This window comes from Pseudomonas sp. FP1154 (assembly GCF_030687245.1).
GTDB classification, from domain to species: Bacteria; Pseudomonadota; Gammaproteobacteria; order Pseudomonadales; family Pseudomonadaceae; genus Aquipseudomonas; species Aquipseudomonas rhizophila.
Genome location: NZ_CP117465.1, coordinates 1953465 through 1972043, shown reverse-complemented (window position 1 = coordinate 1972043; position 18579 = coordinate 1953465). Strand labels below are relative to the sequence as shown.

Genomic DNA, 18579 nt, shown 5'->3' with positions numbered 1-18579 from the left:
ACCCCCATGCCATTGACACGTAAAGCCTACCGCGCCGCCCTGCTCCACAGCCTTGCCGACCCCGCCGAAGTCGGCATTGAAGCGTCCTATGAATATTTTGAAGACGGCCTGCTGGTGGTGGAAAACGGCCAGATCAGCGCCATCGGCCACGCCAGCGAGTTGCTGCCGACCCTGGCGGCCGACATCGAGATCACTCATTACCAGGACGCGCTGATCACGCCCGGCTTCATCGACACCCACATCCACCTGCCACAGACCGGCATGGTCGGGGCTTACGGCGAGCAATTGCTGGACTGGCTCAACACCTACACCTTCCCGTGCGAAAGTCAGTTCGCCGACAAGGCCCATGCCGACGCTGTCGCCGATATTTTCGTCAAGGAACTGCTGCGCAACGGCACCACCACCGCGCTGGTGTTCGGCAGTGTGCACCCGCAATCGGTGAACGCGTTTTTCGAGGTGGCCGAGAAACTCGACCTGCGGATGATCGCCGGCAAAGTGATGATGGATCGCAACGCCCCGGACTACCTGACCGACACCGCCGAATCCAGCTACACCCAAAGCAAAGCGCTGATCGAGCGCTGGCATGGCAAGGGCCGCCTGCATTACGCCGTGACCCCGCGTTTTGCGCCGACCAGCACGCCGGAACAACTGGCCCTGGCCGGTCAGTTGCTGGGGGAATATCCCGACCTGTACATGCAGACTCACATCAGTGAGAACCTGCAGGAAGTGCAATGGGTCAAGGAGCTGTTTCCAGAGCGCAAAGGTTATCTGGACGTCTACGACCACTACCAACTGCTCGGCGAACGCTCGGTGTTCGCCCACGGCGTGCACCTGTGTGACGACGAATGCGCGCGCCTGGCCGAGACCGGTTCGGCCATCGCGTTCTGCCCGACCTCGAACTTTTTCCTCGGCAGCGGCCTGTTCAACCTGCCAATGGCCGAGAAGCACAAAGTGAACGTGGGGTTGGGTACGGATGTGGGGGGCGGCACCAGTTTTTCGCTGCTGCAAACCCTGAACGAAGCCTACAAGGTGATGCAGTTGCAGGGCGCCCGCCTGAGCCCGTTCAAGTCGCTGTACCTGGCCACTCTTGGCGGCGCCCGGGCCTTGCGCCTGGAAGACCGGATCGGGACCTTGCAGCCGGGCAGCGATGCGGACTTTCTGGTGTTGGACCACAACGCCACGCCGCTGTTGAGCTATCGCCTCAAGCAGGCCCGGGACATTGCCGAGAAGTTGTTTGTGTTGATGACGCTAGGGGATGACCGGACGGTGGCGCAGACCTTTGCGGCTGGCCGGTTGGTGCATCAGCGCTAGATTTCTAGCGCCTGTCAGACCGCCAATCGCGAGCAGGCTCGCTCCCACAGTGGATTTGTCTCAGTCACATAACCCTTGTGGGAGCGAGCCTGCTCGCGATGAAGGCAACTCGATACGTCTGATTCAACCCATCAAAGCTTGGCTGTCGACCGCCCTGGCTTCTTGCTCTGCAACAAATGCGAAAACACCGCATGCAAATCATCCGACGCGCTTTCTTCGTCGAGGTTGAGCTTGCTGTCGATGTGGTCCATGTGGTGCATCATCAGGTCCACCGCCAGGGTGGCATCGCGGGCCTCGATGGCGTCGATCAATTGGGTGTGTTCGTCGTAGGAACAGTGGGAGCGGTTGCCGCTTTCATACTGGGCGATGATCAGCGAGGTCTGCGACACCAGGCTGCGCTGGAAGCTGATCAGCGGGGCGTTCTTCGCCGCCTCGGCCAGCTTGAGGTGGAACTCGCCTGACAGGCGGATGCCGGCGCCACGGTCACCACGGGAAAAACTGTCGCGCTCGTCGCTGACCATCTGCCGCAGTTCGGCAAGCTGCTCGGCGGTGGCGTGCTGCACGGCCAGTTCGGTGATGGCCCGCTCCACCAGACGCCGGGCCATGAATACCTGGCGGGCCTCTTCAACACTCGGGCTGGCCACCACGGCGCCGCGATTGGGCCGCAACAGCACCACACCTTCATGGGCCAAGCGCGACAACGCGCGGCGAATGATGGTGCGACTGACCCCGAAAATCTCCCCCAACGCCTCTTCGCTCAACTTTGTACCGGGCGCCAGACGCTGTTCGAGGATGGCCTCGAAAATATGCGCATAGACAATATCGTCCTGGGTTCCGCTGCGGCCGGCTTTGCCTGCTCGCGGTTGTTTCTTGAGGGGCTGCAACTGTTCGTTCATGGGCACTCGAGTCGGAGAACTGCGGCGAATTGACCGTGACTGTAATACGCCTCAGCGGGTCGCTGACAAGTATCACGTAAATAATACGTCGATTGTACACAACCTCTGATGGCAACACGACTGTACGGCTGTTTACGGACGTGGCTGTATTGCAATTGGCAACGGAGTTGAGTTTAGGCTTAAACCCCGAATCTGTGGCCCCCGCCCTCCTGCAATTTACAACAAGGACCACCGCCCACCATGACCGAAGTCACGACCACGCCACTTCGTCCGTTGGCCGATACATCGCCATCGGCGATCGTCGCCGGTTTCATCGCCATGATGACCGGCTACACCAGTTCGCTGGTGTTGATGTTCCAGGCCGGACAGGCGGCAGGGCTGACCAGCGGGCAGATTTCTTCGTGGATCTGGGCGATTTCCATCGGCATGGCCGTGTGCTCCATTGGCCTGTCGTTGCGGTATCGCACACCGATCACCATCGCCTGGTCGACACCCGGCGCGGCGCTGCTGATCACCAGCCTGGGCGGGGTCAGTTATGGCGAGGCCATCGGCGCCTACATCACCTGCGCGGTGCTGGTGACGATCTGTGGCCTGACCGGCAGCTTCGAGCGCCTGGTCAAGCGCATTCCGGCCTCGCTGGCGGCGGCGTTGCTGGCGGGGATCCTGTTCAAGATCGGCAGCGAGATTTTCGTCGCCACCCAGCATCGAACCGGTCTGGTGCTGGGGATGTTTTTCACCTACCTGATCGTCAAGCGCCTGTCGCCGCGCTACGCAGTGCTGGCGGCGTTACTGATCGGTACAGCTCTGTCAGGCTTGATGGGGCTGCTGGACTTCAGCGGCTTTGCCCTGGAAGTCGCCACACCGGTATGGACCACGCCGCACTTCTCCCTGGCGGCCACCATCAGCATCGGCATTCCATTGTTCGTGGTGGCGATGACTTCGCAAAACATGCCTGGCATCGCGGTGCTGCGGGCCGACGGTTACAACGTACCGGCCTCGCCGCTGATCACCAGCACCGGCATCGCCTCGCTGCTGCTGGCACCGTTCGGCTCCCACGGCATTAACCTGGCGGCCATTAGCGCGGCCATCTGCACTGGGCCCCACGCCCATGAGGATCGTAACAAACGCTACACGGCAGCAGTCTGGTGCGGGGTTTTCTATGGGCTTGCCGGGGTGTTCGGCGCGACACTGGCGGCGTTGTTCGCGGCGCTGCCCAAGGAGTTGGTACTGTCCATCGCGGCGCTGGCGCTGTTCGGCTCAATCATCAATGGCTTGAGCATCGCCATGAGCGAAGCCCGGGAACGGGAAGCGGCACTGATCACCTTCATGGTCACGGCATCGGGGTTGACGCTGTTTTCCATCGGCTCGGCGTTCTGGGGGATTGTGGCGGGGGTGTTGACCTTAGTGATCCTGAACTGGCGTAACGATTGATCGTGCCCACGCTCTGCGTGGGCATGCCACCCGTGACGCTCCGCGTCACTGGACGCGGAGCGTCCCTAGAGGCATTCCCACGCGGAGCGTGGGAACGATACCCCCAACCGACAGGCACAAAAAAACCGGCACCCAAACGGGCTGCCGGTTTCAGACCATCAAGCGACCGGATTGATCGGCTTTTCCGGGTACCAGACGTCCATCAGCGGGCTGACTTCAACGCTGGTCAGTTCAGGACGTGCCTTGAGCCAGGCTTCAACGGCCGCACGCTGCTCTTCGGACACCGAGCCACGCTTCTGCAGGCAAACCAGACCGTAGTCGTCGCCGCCAACATAGCCCAGGCCATTGGCTTCCATGGCTTCTTTCAGGAAAGCGTCGAGGAAAGCGTCAACGGCCTCATCGGCCAGATCTTCTTTGAAATCCAGGTTCAGTTCGAAACCCAGCTCTTGAAATTCATCCACGCACAGTTTTTTGCGCAGACGCTGGGAACGGTTAGTCGCCATTGGAACAATCCTCATAAGTAATAACGGCCGGCACTCTACCAGTTTGGTGCACTGTTTGCCCGCCTGATCGGGTGTGTGGGCCTACCGTCGGTAAAAAATAGCGCCCTGAAGGGCTCAGGCACGGCACAAGCCGTTGCACCTTGGGGCATAATGCCGACACTTTCATGACGTTGAGGGCGTTCATTTTCATGTCCTCGTTTTTTCCCCCCTCGCCCGTAGGGTTTTATTTCAAATGATCAGATCTTTGCGTCCACTGCTTTTGGCCAGCCTTCTTCTTCCCCTGGCCCTGCCCGCATCCACCAGCGCCGCCACTATCAACACGGCCCTGACGCCCAATGTGCAAAAGGCCCTCAAGAACAGCAAGCTGCAAAACAACGCCTTGTCCCTGGTGATGATCCCGCTCAACGGCCCTGGCACCCCGACCCTGTACAACGCCGACGTCTCGGTGAACCCGGCCTCCACCATGAAGCTGGTGACCACCTATGCCGCCCTGGAGATGCTGGGGCCCAATCACCAGTGGAAAACCGAGTTCTATACCGACGGCACCCTCAGCGGCGGGATTCTCAACGGCAACCTGTACCTCAAGGGCGGCGGCGACCCCAAGCTGAACATGGAAAAACTCTGGCTGCTGATGCGCGACCTGCGGGCCAATGGCGTGCAACAGGTGACCGGGGACCTGGTGCTGGACCGTGGTTTCTTCATCAAACCGCAGTTGCCTGAATTCAACGACGACGGCAACGACAAGAACAAACCGTTCCTGGTCAAGCCCGACTCCTTGCTGGTCAACCTCAAGGCCCTGCGTTTTGTCGCCCGCAATGACGCCGGCCGGGTGCTGGTGTCGGTGGAGCCGCCGATTGCCAGCATTCGCATCGAAAACCAGGTCAAGGCACTCAACTCCAAGCAATGCACCGGTGGCGTGCGCTACAACCCGGTGCCCCAGGCAGACGGCAGCGTGACCGTGACCGTCGGCGGCCAGCTCGGTGACGGTTGCAGCTCCCAGACTTACCTGGCGCTGCTGGACCACCCCACCTACACCGCCGGAGCGGTGCGGGCGATCTGGAAGGAACTGGGCGGCAGCATTCAGGGCAAGGACCGCCTGGCGGCGACCCCGAGCAGCGCCAAGGTGCTGGCCCGGGCGTTCTCGCCGGACCTGGCGGAGATCATTCGCGACATCAACAAATACAGTAACAACACCATGGCCCAGCAATTATTCCTGAGCCTGGGCGCAGAGTTCCGCAACGAAGCCGACGGTGACGACGCCAAAGCGGCACAGCGGGTGGTACGCCAGTGGCTGGCCAGGAAAGGCATCACCGCGCCGCACCTGGTCATGGAAAACGGCTCCGGCCTGTCCCGCGCCGAAAGGGTGAGTGCCCGGGAAATGGCGGCAATGCTGCAAGCCGCGTGGCGCAGCCCGTACTCCGCCGAATTCATCAGTTCGATGCCCATCGCCGGCACCGACGGCACCATGCGCAAACGTCTCAAGACCACCGCCATGGCCGGCGAAGCGCACGTCAAGACCGGCACCCTGAACACCGTTCGCGCCATCGCGGGCTACAGCCGTGACATCAACGGCAACACCTGGGCCGTCGTGGCGATTCTCAACGATCCGCGGCCATGGGGCGCTTCGTCGGTGCTGGACCAGGTGCTGCTGGACCTGTACCGCCAGCCGAAACTGCCGCAGACGGCTTCGGTGCTCTAAACCCGTACCAAATTGAATGTGGGAGCGAGCCTGCTCGCGATGCGTCAGCCAGTGAACAGCGATGTTGAATGGCACACCGTTATCGCGAGCAGGCTCGCTCCCACATCGATCACCGGCGCGAACGCCTACCCCAACTGCACCTCAACCCGATCCCGTCCGGCCTGCTTGGCCGCGTACACCCCCGAGTCGGCCCGCAGCAGCAGCGCATCCGCCCCCTCCCCGACCCGCCAGGTGGCGATACCGAAGCTGGCCGTGATGACACCCACGTCCTCGATCGGCGCGCTGCGCAGCCCTTCCCACAACCCCGTGGCCAAGGCCTGGGCACTTTCGCCGTCGGTGTCCGGGCATAACACCACGAACTCTTCACCGCCCAGCCGACAGAACACGTCGGTACGTCGCAGCCGCTGGGTGATGCGCTGACAAACCGCCTGCAACACCCGATCGCCCACTGCATGACCATGCTGATCGTTGATGCGCTTGAAGTGATCGATGTCGAGCATGATGACCGCCAATTCCCCGGTACCCCGCTCCACCCGCGCCATCTCCGTGGTCAGGCGCTCCTGGAAATAGCGCCGGTTGCGAATACCTGTCAGGGCGTCGGTCACTGACAAGGCTCGCAGTTCCTCCTCCACCCGCTTGAGATCGGAAATGTCGGAAATATAACCGTGCCACAACACTCCGCCGCCTGGCAGCTCCTCAGGCGTGGCCTCGCCGCGCACCCAACGCAACCCCCGCTGCGGCAGCTGCAGGCGATACTCCTCGCGCCATGGGCTCAGGGTGTCGGCCGAAGTGCGGATCGATCTGCGCACGCGCGCACTGTCCAGCGGATGGATGCGCGAGAAAATCGATTCGGCGTTGCGCACCAGTGTCTCGGGCTCCAGTTCATAGATATCGCGAATGCCATCACTGGCATAAATCACGCTGAAACGCCCATTGAAATCCATCTTGAACTGGTAGATGCCCCCAGGCACGTGGGCACTGAGCTTTTTCAGCAACAGGTCCCGGGCGGCCAGGGCCTCATGAACGCGCTTGCGTTCGGTGATGTCGATGCAGATCGCCAGATGTCCGACCCACAGTCCCTGATCATCAAGCATCGGTGTCGCCAGCATGTTCACGGTCAGATGACTGCCATCGCGGCGCACCAGAGTCCATTCCCGGGCCTGCTGGCCACCCTGTTCGCCGCCCTCGACCAACATTGCGTGGCACGTGGGAATCGGTTTGCCATAACGCGCAGCAAGTTGTACGGCCCGGGCCTGGAGCTCGCGCGGCAAGTGAAGGCTTTCGAGGGTCATGCAGTGCAGAACCTCGCCGCTGTCGTAGCCAAGCATCTGCTCGGCGCCCGCATTGAACGTGGTGATCACCCCGCGAAGATCCGTGGCGATGATCGCAACCTGGGTCGCGGCATTCAGCACACCACGCAACTGACCATGAGTGCCCCGCAGTTCCTGCTCACGCTCGCGCAGCTCTCGGGTCCGCAGCTCGACCAACTGCAGGGCCCGCTGTCGCTGGCTGACCAGCACATACAGCAGCGCACTGAGGAGCAGGCTGAGCAAGCCCCCCAATACCACCAGGCTGGCCACCGAGGAAGGGTTGGTGGACAGGAACATACGACTGGGCCGCAACTCTATCCGATAGTCACGATCGGCCAGGCGTAACAGGCGGGTCGCCGACAAGTCACTTTCGCCCGGTGGATCGAGTGACTCGAACAGCACTTCCTCCCGATCGTCCGTGGACAGGTCTATGACCCGCATCGAAAGGTTGTCCTGACCGGGCGCCGGCAGGCCATCACCCACCAGTTGGCGCATGCTGACGGCAGCCACGACATAACCGAAAGGTTCCTTGGACCACGCCTTGGAGACCGGCGCGACCAGCAACACCCCGCGGGTGGCGGTGGCGGCCTCTCCCGCCAGGTCCAAAGGTTGCGATACCACTATGGTCTCCCGGTGGCGAGCGCGCTCAAGGGTGGCACGGCGCAAGGGATGGGCGAACAGGTCCAAGCCCCGTGGAGCCTTGAAGGAAGGTTGATTCTGGAGGTACAACACCGGCACGTATTCGTCCCGTTCGGCGGCCAGACGCAAGCCACCGGAGTCGTCCGGCTCACGGATGGAAAACGTATCGCCCCCCTCGGTGCGGGCTTGTTGTTCGAACGATGATCGTTCGTCGCGCAGCACCCGAGGCGCCCAGGCGAACGCCTGAGTGCGCCGCAGCAACGCTTCGGCATAGCCATGGAATTCCCTCTCGGAAACCCCGGCCGAGTTGGCAAAGAAACGCCTCAGGCTGTCGAGACGTTGCTCCTGGTCCTGAAAACGTTCCTCGATGCGGCTAAAGCGTTCATCGGCTTGCAGTTCAAAGCGCTGGCGCAATTGCTGGTCAAACAGATTAGCCATCGCCCAGGTCAACAAACCGGTCAGGAACGCACCGGCCAGCAGCACCAGCGAAGCCACCAGCCAGGCCGACACATCTTCGCTGATAAAACCCAGGATTCTGGGGCGTACCTGATGCAATGCCATAAATACAACTCAGAAAGGGGCAGGCAGTAGGTACTGCCCTGTCCACAGGCTTAAGTTATAGCTATTAGCCATCACTTTGACCAGCACAAAAACGCCTGAAAGCCTTGAGTTTCAAGGCTTCCATGGATCCAATCGGCTATAGGTCAGCGGGCCATGATTTTCCAGGCACGGTGAATCTTGCCATTGCGGGCAAAATCCGGATCGATGGTCTTGGCGGTGATTTCCTCCACCGCGTAACGCTCGGCCAGATTGTCCTCGAGCTGGAACTTGCGGAAGTTGTTGGAGAAGTACAGCACACCACCCGGCGCCAGGCGGGCCATGGCCAAGTCCAGCAGTTGGACGTGGTCGCGCTGTACGTCAAACACCCCTTCCATGCGCTTGGAATTGGAGAATGTCGGCGGATCGATGAAGATCAGGTCGTATTCGTCACGGCTGGCTTCAAGCCAAGCCATCACGTCGCCCTGCTCCAGGCGATTCTTGTCCGAAAAACCATTGAGCGACAGGTTGCGCCGCGCCCAGTCCAGGTAGGTTTTCGACAGGTCGACACTGGTGGTGCTGCGCGCACCGCCCTTGGCGGCGTGGACACTGGCGGTCGCGGTGTAGCAGAACAGATTGAGGAAGCGCTTGCCGGCCGCCTCTTTCTGGATCCGCAGGCGCATCGGCCGGTGGTCGAGAAACAGCCCGGTGTCCAGGTAGTCGGTGAGGTTGACCAGCAGCTTCACGCCGCCTTCGTTGACCTCGGTGAACTTGCCCTGGGTGCTCTGGCGCTCGTACTGCTTGGTGCCGCTCTGCCGCTCGCGACGCTTGATCACCACGCGGCTCTTGTCGACGTTCAGTGCCTGGGGAATCGCCGCCAGGGCGTCGAACAGCCGGGCCGAGGCCTTTTCCGGGTCGATGGATTTTGGCGCGACGTATTCCTGGACGTGAACCCAATCGTGGTACAGGTCGATGGCCATGGAGTATTCCGGCATGTCGGCATCGTAGACCCGATAGCAGTCCACGCCCTCACGCTTGGCCCATTTACTCAGCAGCTTGAGGTTTTTTTGCAGGCGATTGGCGAACATCTGCCCGCCTTCGCTCAAACGGGCCTGCTCGACCACAGGAGCCGGAGCCGGTGCCGGCTTGATCGGGTTACCGTTCTTGTTGTACTGGCGCTCTTGCGGTACTTCCGGCGCCTGATCGTACTCAGCCTGCTCACGCTCGGCCTGGCGCTGTTCCGGGGTACGACGCTCGCCGGTGACGAACTGATCGGGCAGGACCTTGATCAGCAGCAATTTGCACGGCAAGGCGCCGTTCCAGAACGAATACTGCTTGTGACTGCGAATGCCCATGCGCTTGCCCAGGTCCGGCGCGCCGGTGAACACTGCGGCCTCCCAGTTCAGGCAGGCCTGGCGCAGGCGCTCGCCGAGGTTCTGATAGAGATAGAGCAAGCTGGCTTCGTCGCCCAGACGCTCGCCGTACGGCGGGTTGCAGATCACCAGGCCTTTCTGGTTCTGGTCCGGGCGGGGTTCGAACGTGGCGACTTCCCCCTGATAAATCTTGATCCACTCGCTCAGGCCCGCCCGCTCAACGTTGTTGCGGCCCGGCTGGATCAGCCGTGGGTCGGCTTCGTAGCCGCGAATCCACAATGGTGGCTTGGCCAGGCCGGCAGCGGCACGCTCGGTGGCTTCTTCGTGGAGCTTCTTCCACAACGCCGGCACATGGCCGAGCCAGGCGGTAAAACCCCACTGCTGGCGACGCAGGTTCGGCGCCATGTCGGCGGCGATCATGCCGGCTTCCACCAGGAAGGTACCGACGCCGCACATCGGGTCAGCCAACGCCCCGCCTTCAGCGGCAATACGCGGCCAGCCGGCACGGATCAGGATGGCCGCGGCGAGGTTTTCTTTCAGGGGCGCGGCGCCTTGCTGCAGGCGATAGCCGCGCTGGTGCAGGCTGTGGCCGGAAAGGTCCAGGGAAAGGATCGCTTCGCCGCGGTCCAGGCGCAGGTGGATGCGCAGGTCCGGGTTGAGCTTGTCGATGGATGGCCGCTCGCCTGTCGGGGTACGCAGCTTGTCGACAATGGCGTCCTTGACCTTCAAGGCGCCGAAGTGGGTGTTGTCGATACCCGAGCCGTGGCCGCTGAACTCCACCGCCAGGGTGCCATCGGCGAGCATGTGGTCTTGCCAATCCACATCCAGCACGCCGTGGTACAAGTCTTCGGCATCCTTCATCGGGAAGCGCTTGAGCACCAGCAATACGCGGTTGGCCAGGCGCGACCACAGGCACAGGCGATAAGCCGTTTCCATGTCGGCCATGCCGCGCACGGCCGAGGTGTGCTCACGCGCCTCTTCAAGGCCAAGCCCGACGGCTTCCTCGATCAGCAGGCCTTCAAGACCTTTGGGGCAAGTGAGGAAGAGTTCGAAACGATCGGACATGGGATTTCCAGAGCCTTTGGCTAAGTGGACCGGGCAACGCATTGCCGGGCCGGGTTCAATCAGGTGCTTTTCTCAAGAGCACCCGTGTGGCACGAAAGTGTGCCGTGCCGCCCTCGCCGCTCAGGTTAAAAGAGCTTAGAGGCGAGGGCAGATAAAAAATTCTGTGCAACAAATTGTGAAAACTCGACCCTTTCGTCGAATAGTACCCGAGTGCAACGGGGGGACATTCTCATTCGCCTGAGGGCTGCACCCTTCGATGCAGGGCCGATCATACAGGGGTCTTGCCTGAAAGCGGGTGACGAACATCATGTTACTTATCGCCCTAACATCTTTATTGTTACGTGCTTATGACAAAACGATCATTCCATCCATGTGACGCTTTGGTTAGAACTCAACACAGGTTGACGTCGCAACGGCGTCAACACCTCGGCTCGTCACGCCGGCAACGAGCCACCAACGGCAGAATGATTCTGCCCCGGCCTCAATAGAGGTCGACGCTAAGCAACAGTCAACAAGTGAGGGCAACACCCTATGAGAAGACTTAAGCGTGATCCGTTGGAAAGAGCATTTTTACGCGGTTACCAATATGGCGTTGGTGGTAAATCCCGTGAGCTTTGCCCCTTTACTCTACCGTCGGTACGTCAAGCCTGGATCAATGGCTGGCGAGAAGGACGCGGCGACAATTGGGACGGTATGACCGGCACTGCGGGTATCCATAGACTCAACGAACTTCACGCCGTCGGCTGACACAGGGCTTAACACTCAAGAACTCGACAATTTGATACTCACATCGATTTAACCACGCACGTCCCATCCGGACGGCGGGCTTCGGCCCAGGGGGCTCCTTCGAGGAGCCCTTTTTAATGCCTGGGTTTCATGAACACTGCAAAAAGCTGGGCTGTGAATACAGTTGTGGCGAGGGGATTTATTCCCGCTGGGCTGCGCAGCAGCCCCTCAGAGTGTCAGGTTTAACGAGTGAGCTGTTTGGGGCCGCTTCGCGCCCCAGCGGGGATAAATCCCCTCGCCACAGTTGAATCGCGTTGCACCTTGAGAATCAACGCAGTGCAGCAATCGCATCCACCGATTCCCGAATCAACGCCGGCCCCTTATAGATAAAGCCCGAATAAATCTGCACCAGGCTCGCGCCTGCGCTGATTTTTTCGGCAGCATGCTTGCCCTCGGTGATGCCACCCGCCGCGATGATCGGCAAGCGCCCCGCCAGTTCGGCGGCCAGCACTTTCACGGTATGGGTGCTCTTGTCCCGCACCGGCGCACCGGACAGCCCGCCCGCCTCGTCGGCGTGTTCCACCCCTTCGACGCCTTCGCGACCCAGCGTCGTGTTGGTGGCAATCACCGCGTCCATTCCGGTGTCGATCAGGGCCTGGGCCACCTGTGCGGTCTCTTCGTCGGTCATGTCCGGGGCGATCTTGATGGCCAGTGGCACATGCTTGCCATGGATCACCGCCAATTCGGCGCGACGTCGAGCCAGGTCAGCCAGCAGTTGCTTGAGCGAATCACCAAATTGCAGGCTGCGCAGCCCCGGAGTGTTCGGGGAACTGACGTTGACGGTCACATAACTGGCGTGGGCGTAGACCTTGTCCAGGCAGATCAGATAATCGTCAACCGCGCGCTCCACCGGTGTGTCGAAGTTCTTGCCGATGTTGATGCCCAGCACGCCCTTGTACTTGGCGGCAGCCACACGCCCCAGCAAATGGTCGACGCCCAGGTTGTTAAAGCCCATGCGGTTGATGATCGCCTCGGCTTGCGGCAGGCGGAAAATCCGTGGCTTGGGGTTGCCCGGCTGGGCACGCGGGGTAACGGTGCCGATTTCCACGAAACCGAACCCCAACTGGGCAAAACCGTCGATGGCCGCGCCATTCTTGTCCAGGCCCGCCGCCAGCCCGACCGGGTTGGGGAACTCAAGCCCCATCACATTCACCGGCAATTTAGCCGGCGCCTTGCACAGCAGACCATTGAGGCCCAAACGTCCACCCGCACCGATCAGGTCCAGGGACAGATCGTGGGAGGTTTCCGGGGAAAGTTTGAACAGCAGTTCACGGGCCAGGGTGTACATGGGCGGCTTGGACTCAGGCGACGAAATGAGGCGGCGATTATAGCCGGGCTACGACGACGCACGCGAGGCGCCTGCACAAAACAGCGGCGATGGCATATGCCTTGCACCACTTGCGTTCATCGGCACCCATGCCAACGACGGAATGAGTGCCACACTGTATTTGAAGGACAACGGCGTCGTCATCCGGCCTTGCAAACGTCCGGATACGGCGCCTTTTTTTGTGGAAAGGTGATGCGCGATGAATGAAGTTCCAGCCAACCCCCTGGCCTGGGTCAACGGCAGCGATGCCCCGGAAAAGAGCGCGATCAATCTTGGCTTCATGGCCTTGAGCGACTGCGCGCCGCTGGTGGTGGCCGCCACCCAGGGCTTTGCCCAGCCTTACGGGCTGACTTTGAACCTCAAGCGCCAAGCGTCCTGGGCCAACCTGCGGGACAAGCTGGTCAGTGGTGAAATCGATGCCGCCCACAGCCTTTATGGCCTGATCTACGCGGTGCACCTGGGCATCGGCGGGGTCGCGCCGACCGACATGGCGGTGTTGATGGGGCTGAACCAGAACGGCCAGAGCATCAACCTTTCCCATGGCTTGCAGGCCCAAGGCGTGACCAGTCCTGAGGCACTGGAACAGCATGTGCACCAAACTCGCCCGAAACTGACTTTCGCCCAGACCTTCCCCACTGGCACCCACGCCATGTGGCTCTATTACTGGCTCGCCGCTCAAGGCATCCATCCGCTGTCGGATGTCGACAGCGTGGTGGTACCGCCGCCGCAAATGATCGCCCACCTGCAGGCCGGACGGATCGACGGGTTCTGCGTGGGCGAGCCGTGGTGCGCCAGTGCGGTAAAACAGAACCTGGGCTTCACCCTGGCGACAACTCAAACCATCTGGCCCGATCACCCGGAAAAAGTCCTCGGCTGCACCCGTGCATTCGTCGAGCAATACCCCAATACCGCCCGCGCACTGGTGATGGCGATCCTGCAAGCCAGTCGCTTCATTGAGCAAAGCACCGAGAACCGCCGCAGCACCGCACAACTATTGAGTGCCCCCGAATACCTGGACGCGCCGCTGGATTGCATCGAGCCGCGCCTGTTAGGGATTTACGCCGACGGGCTGGGCAACAGCTGGCAGGACCCTCACGCGATGCGTTTCCACGGCCACGGCGAAGTGAACCTGCCCTACCTGTCCGATGGCATGTGGTTCATGACCCAGTTCCGCCGCTGGGGCCTGTTGCGTGAAGACCCGGATTATCTGGCCGTGGCACAGCAAGTCCAGCAGCTCACGCTATACCGTCAAGCCTGCGCGGCACTGGACATCGCCGCCCCCCGCCAGGACATGCGCAGCAGCCAATTGATCGACGGCACCATCTGGGACGGCTCGGATCCGGCCGCTTATGCCAAAAGCTTCAAACTGCACGCTTTGAGCGATGCGGCTCCCCTCTTCGCCAGCCGCTGACAGGAGCCACGACCATGCTGCGTATCCTGCTGATCAACGACACCGCGAAAAAAGTCGGCCGTCTCAAAGCGGCCCTGATTGAGGCCGGGTTCGAAGTCATCGATGAATCCGGATTGACCATCGACCTGCCGGCACGCGTCGAAACAGTGCGTCCGGACGTGATCCTGATCGATACCGAGTCACCCGGACGCGATGTCATGGAGCAAGTGGTGCTGGTCAGCCGCGACCAGCCACGACCGATCGTCATGTTTACCGACGAGCACGACCCGGATGTAATGCGCCAGGCGATCAAATCGGGCGTGAGCGCCTACATCGTCGAAGGCATCCACGCCGCGCGCCTGCAACCGATCCTCGACGTGGCCATGGCCCGCTTCGAAAGCGACCAGGCCCTGCGCGCCCAGCTCCTGGCCCGGGACCAGCAACTGGCCGAGCGCAAACGCATCGAACTGGCCAAGGGCATGCTGATGAAGATGAAAGAATGCAACGAAGAACAGGCCTACACCCTGATGCGCCGCCAGGCCATGAGTCGCCAGCAGAAGCTGATCCAGGTGGCCGAGCAGATCATTGCGATGAATGAGCTGCTCGGCTGAAAGCCTTGCAGCGCCAGACCTGGCGCTATCGCGAGCAGGCTCGCTCCCACAGATCCTGTGGCCACTGGAACTCCAATGTGGGAGCAGGCCCGCTCCCACAGGTTTCATGGCCACTGAAGATCCACTGTGGGAGCGAGCCTGCTCGCGATAGGTCTCACACTGCTCCCCTGTTGGCACAGTTCTCGCTTTAGCAAAGCCACAGGTAACCAACGGCGGTTGCCCCACCTACGACAAAGACGTCGCACACCCTCCTCGCCCCCTGGCGATTCGGGTTGCGGCGTTTTTTTGTTTTGATCCCACAGTCCGGGGTCGGTGGTGCAGCCACAGGCGGCGCACTGCTTCAAGGCACTGACTCATTTCTCGAGACTTTTACAGCTGAGGTGCGCGATGAATTCAAGCTTCTGGAAATCCGGCCACACCCCGACACTGTTCGCGGCCTTCCTCTATTTCGACCTGAGTTTCATGGTCTGGTACCTGCTCGGTCCACTGGCGGTGCAGATCTCTGCCGACCTGCACCTGACCACCCAGCAACGCGGCCTGATGGTGGCTACGCCGATCCTGGCCGGTGCCGTGCTGCGCTTGTTCATGGGCCTGCTCGCCGACCGGATTTCACCGAAAACCGCCGGTATGGTCGGTCAGGTGATTGTGATCGGTGCACTGTTCTGTGCCTGGAAACTGGGCATCCACAGCTACGAACAAGCCTTGCTGCTGGGACTGTTCCTCGGCGTGGCCGGTGCTTCATTCGCCGTGGCCCTGCCGCTGGCCTCCCAGTGGTATCCGCCACAGCACCAGGGCAAGGCCATGGGCATTGCCGGCGCTGGTAACTCGGGCACCGTACTGGCTGCGCTGATCGCCCCGGTGATGGCGGTGGCATTCGGCTGGAGCAACGTGTTCGGTTTCGCGCTGATCCCGCTGATCGTGACCCTGATCCTCTTTGCCTGGCTGGCCAAGAACGCTCCCGAGCGACCAAAAGCCAAATCCATGGGCGACTACCTCAAGGCCCTGGGCGACCGGGACAGCTGGTGGTTCATGTTCTTCTACAGTGTGACCTTCGGCGGCTTCATCGGCCTGGCCAGCGCACTGCCCGGCTACTTCAACGACCAGTACGGCCTGAGCCCGGTGACCGCCGGTTACTACACCGCCGCTTGCGTCTTCGGGGGCAGCCTGATGCGTCCACTGGGCGGCGCCCTGGCGGATCGTTTCGGTGGCATTCGCACCCTGTTGGGCATGTACACCGTGGCCGCTGTCTGCATCGCGGCAGTGGGCTTCAACCTGCCAAGCTCCTACGCGGCCCTGGCCTTGTTCGTCTGCACCATGCTCGGTTTGGGTGCGGGCAACGGCGCGGTATTCCAACTGGTGCCACAACGCTTCCGTCGCGAGATCGGCGTGATGACCGGATTGATCGGCATGGCCGGCGGCATCGGCGGTTTCGCCCTGGCGGCAGGCATGGGCGCGATCAAGCAAAGCACCGGCAGCTATCAACTGGCACTGTGGTTGTTCGCCAGCCTCGGCGTCCTGGCCTGGTTCGGCCTGTACGGCGTCAAGCGTCGCTGGAGGACCACCTGGGGTTCGGCCGCTGTCACCGCGGCTCGGGTATAAATAGCCTCCATGAGCCTGCAACTGAGTTTTGCCGAAGCCAGTGCCATTGGCCCTCGGGAAGAAAACCAGGACGCCCTGCGCCTGGTGACCCCGGCGCCGGCCCTGGCCGCGAGCAAGGGGTACCTGTTCGCCATCGCCGACGGTGTGAGCCAATGCGCCGATGGCGGGCTGGCCGCCCGTTCGACCTTGCAGGCCCTGGCCCTGGACTACTATTCCACGCCGCAAACCTGGGGTGTGGCCCAAGCGCTGGACCGGCTGTTACTGGCCCAGAATCGCTGGCTGCAAGCCAACGGGGGCGGGCAACCGCTGCTCACCACCGTCAGCGCGCTGGTCCTTCGGGGCCGGCGCTTCACCCTGGCCCACGTGGGCGATTGCCGGGTCTACCGCTGGCACGACAATCATCTGCAGCGGGTCAGTGAGGATCACGTCTGGGAACAACAGGGCATGCAGCACGTGCTCAAGCGTGCCCTGGGGCTGGATCAGCACCTGATCCTGGACTTCCTCGATGGCGAACTGCGCACCGACGAGACCTTCGTACTGCTCAGCGATGGCGTCTGGGCGGTTCTGGGGGACACGGCCATCGCCGGTATCCTTCGCGACCAGCCGGACCTGGACATTGCCGCGCAAACCCTGGTCAACGCTGCGCACCTGGCCGGCAGCCAGGACAACGCCAGCGCACTGCTGGTGCGGGTCGATGCGGTGGGCGAAGCGAGCATTGGCGATGCGCTGGCCCAGTTGCAGCAATGGCCCCTTCCCCCGGCATTGAAACCGGGGCAAGTGTTCGAGGGCTGGCAGATCGAAAACCTGCTCGGTCAGAGCCAGCAATCGCTGCTCTACCGCGTACACGATGGCCAGGGCCAACCATGGTTGCTGAAAACCTTGCCGGGGCATCTACGGGACGATACTCAGGCCGGGCAGTCGTTGCTGTCGGAAGAGTGGTTCCTCAGGCGGGTCGCCGGGAGGCAGTTTCCGGAAGTCCACGGCGTTGCCCAGCGTCAGCATTTGTACTACGTCATGCGGGAATATTCGGGCAAGACCCTGGCCGAGCTGTTCAACCAGGGCGGCCCGTTGCCTCTGCCCCAGTGGCAGGATCTGGCGCAGCGGCTGGTGCACGCGGTGGGCCTGTTGCATCGAAGACAGATCTTTCACCGCGATATCAAGCCGGAGAACCTGCACCTGGGCGAGGATGGGGAACTGCGCTTGCTGGATTTCGGACTGGCGTACTGCCCGGGATTGTCCGAAGACCAGGCCAACGTGCTGCCCGGCACGCCCAGCTATATCGCCCCGGAAGCCTTCGTGGGTGCGCCGCCGACGGCGCAACAAGACTTGTATGCGGTCGGCGTGACTTTGTATTTCCTGCTCACCGGACACTATCCCTACGGCGAAATCGAGGCGTTCCAGCGACCGCGCTTTGGCATACCGGTCAGTGCCCATCGCTATCGACCGGACCTGGCCGAATGGCTTGGGCAAAGCCTGGAGCGTGCCGTGGCGGCGGATCCTGGGCAACGCTTTGAAACCGCCGAGGAATGGCTGTTACTGCTGGAACAGGGTGAACGGCGCAGCTTGAGCGTCAGGCCTCGGCCGCTACTGGAAAGGGAGCCGCTAAAGGTCTGGCGCACGTTGGCGCTGGTGTCGTTGGTGGTGAATCTGGTGCTGCTGTATTTAGCGTTTCATGGCTGAAACCCAGTCGCGTCTATCGCGAGCATGCTCGCTCCCACAGGTTTTGTGTCCACCGCAGATCCAATGTGGGAGCGAGCCTGCTCGCGATGGCGGCCTGATGGTCCCTGCAACTGCGCCTGCGGGACGCTCCATTACCGGGCAACACGCTTTGATTCGGTGCAATAAATCCCGCTCCCATCCGTGCAACCCGCCTCCCCTCCAATAAATCCGCGCCCTCAAGCCAGTTGGCACAACCACTGCATAACCTCTCTCACCATACATAAAGCAACGCCTCCAACGATGAGGGCGGTGCTTCCCGAGAGAACGGGACAAGGACAAAGGCGTCCTCGCTAGGCAACTAGCGGGACGCCTTTTTTTGTTTTCGTAAAAGTATCGAGCCAGTCCGAGCACCGTGATGAACCGGGCCTGAGCTTGTGGAGAAC

General features: G+C 61.7%; 13 protein-coding genes. 8 read left to right on the top strand and 5 right to left on the bottom strand.

Annotation, left to right across the window (positions count from 1 at the left end; translation table 11 throughout):
- The first annotated feature begins 6 nt into the window (after nt 1-6).
- Nucleotides 7-1311 carry a guanine deaminase gene (gene guaD / locus PSH91_RS08970; protein ID WP_305467912.1) on the top strand — a complete coding sequence of 435 codons (1305 nt, stop codon included), beginning with the start codon at nt 7-9 and terminating at the stop codon, nt 1309-1311.
- 131 nt (nt 1312-1442) lie between these two features.
- On the opposite strand, the gene PSH91_RS08965 is transcribed toward guaD, so the two are convergent.
- Nucleotides 1443-2207: a GntR family transcriptional regulator gene (locus tag PSH91_RS08965; RefSeq protein WP_003183531.1), complete on the bottom strand. Its 765-nt coding sequence runs from the start codon at nt 2205-2207 to the stop codon at nt 1443-1445.
- Nucleotides 2208-2447: 240 nt separating this feature from the next.
- Between PSH91_RS08965 and PSH91_RS08960 the strand changes: the two genes are divergently transcribed.
- Nucleotides 2448-3638, top strand: a complete 1191-nt coding sequence (locus PSH91_RS08960; protein ID WP_173407159.1) for a benzoate/H(+) symporter BenE family transporter — start codon at nt 2448-2450, stop codon at nt 3636-3638.
- 158 nt (nt 3639-3796) lie between these two features.
- Here the strand turns inward: PSH91_RS08960 and PSH91_RS08955 are convergent, their stop codons facing one another.
- Nucleotides 3797-4141 (bottom strand): YggL family protein, encoded by a 345-nt coding sequence (locus PSH91_RS08955; RefSeq protein ID WP_047227158.1) that lies wholly within the window; start codon nt 4139-4141, stop codon nt 3797-3799.
- Between the two features lie 232 nt (nt 4142-4373).
- Between PSH91_RS08955 and dacB the strand changes: the two genes are divergently transcribed.
- Nucleotides 4374-5840 carry a D-alanyl-D-alanine carboxypeptidase/D-alanyl-D-alanine-endopeptidase gene (dacB, locus tag PSH91_RS08950; protein ID WP_076385650.1) on the top strand — a complete coding sequence of 489 codons (1467 nt, stop codon included), beginning with the start codon at nt 4374-4376 and terminating at the stop codon, nt 5838-5840.
- Nucleotides 5841-5965: 125 nt separating this feature from the next.
- On the opposite strand, the gene PSH91_RS08945 is transcribed toward dacB, so the two are convergent.
- Both PSH91_RS08945 and rlmKL read right to left on the bottom strand, forming a co-directional pair.
- The gene (locus PSH91_RS08945; RefSeq protein ID WP_305467908.1) at nt 5966-8350 is read right to left on the bottom strand and encodes a GGDEF domain-containing protein; all 2385 of its coding nucleotides are present in this window, start codon (nt 8348-8350) and stop codon (nt 5966-5968) included.
- A 143-nt stretch (nt 8351-8493) separates the two neighbouring features.
- Entirely contained in the window at nt 8494-10764 is a 2271-nt protein-coding gene (gene rlmKL / locus PSH91_RS08940; RefSeq protein ID WP_076385654.1) for a bifunctional 23S rRNA (guanine(2069)-N(7))-methyltransferase RlmK/23S rRNA (guanine(2445)-N(2))-methyltransferase RlmL, read from the bottom strand.
- A gap of 531 nt (nt 10765-11295) precedes the next feature.
- Between rlmKL and rmf the strand changes: the two genes are divergently transcribed.
- Entirely contained in the window at nt 11296-11511 is a 216-nt protein-coding gene (gene rmf / locus PSH91_RS08935; protein WP_003223300.1) for a ribosome modulation factor, read from the top strand.
- Nucleotides 11512-11818: 307 nt separating this feature from the next.
- Here the strand turns inward: rmf and PSH91_RS08930 are convergent, their stop codons facing one another.
- Nucleotides 11819-12838, bottom strand: a complete 1020-nt coding sequence (locus PSH91_RS08930; RefSeq protein WP_047227154.1) for a quinone-dependent dihydroorotate dehydrogenase — start codon at nt 12836-12838, stop codon at nt 11819-11821.
- 238 nt (nt 12839-13076) lie between these two features.
- Here PSH91_RS08930 and PSH91_RS08925 point away from each other — a divergent pair, with 238 nt between their 5' ends.
- From PSH91_RS08925 to PSH91_RS08910, 4 genes are all read left to right on the top strand, one after another.
- Complete coding sequence (locus tag PSH91_RS08925) at nt 13077-14288, top strand: CmpA/NrtA family ABC transporter substrate-binding protein (protein ID WP_305467907.1); 1212 nt, start codon at nt 13077-13079, stop codon at nt 14286-14288.
- A gap of 14 nt (nt 14289-14302) precedes the next feature.
- Nucleotides 14303-14878, top strand: a complete 576-nt coding sequence (locus PSH91_RS08920; protein ID WP_025212689.1) for an ANTAR domain-containing response regulator — start codon at nt 14303-14305, stop codon at nt 14876-14878.
- A 387-nt stretch (nt 14879-15265) separates the two neighbouring features.
- Nucleotides 15266-16477 (top strand): NarK/NasA family nitrate transporter, encoded by a 1212-nt coding sequence (locus PSH91_RS08915; protein ID WP_047227151.1) that lies wholly within the window; start codon nt 15266-15268, stop codon nt 16475-16477.
- A 9-nt stretch (nt 16478-16486) separates the two neighbouring features.
- Nucleotides 16487-18157, top strand: a complete 1671-nt coding sequence (locus tag PSH91_RS08910) for a bifunctional protein-serine/threonine kinase/phosphatase (RefSeq protein WP_305467905.1) — start codon at nt 16487-16489, stop codon at nt 18155-18157.
- The last annotated feature ends 422 nt before the right edge of the window (nt 18158-18579 follow it).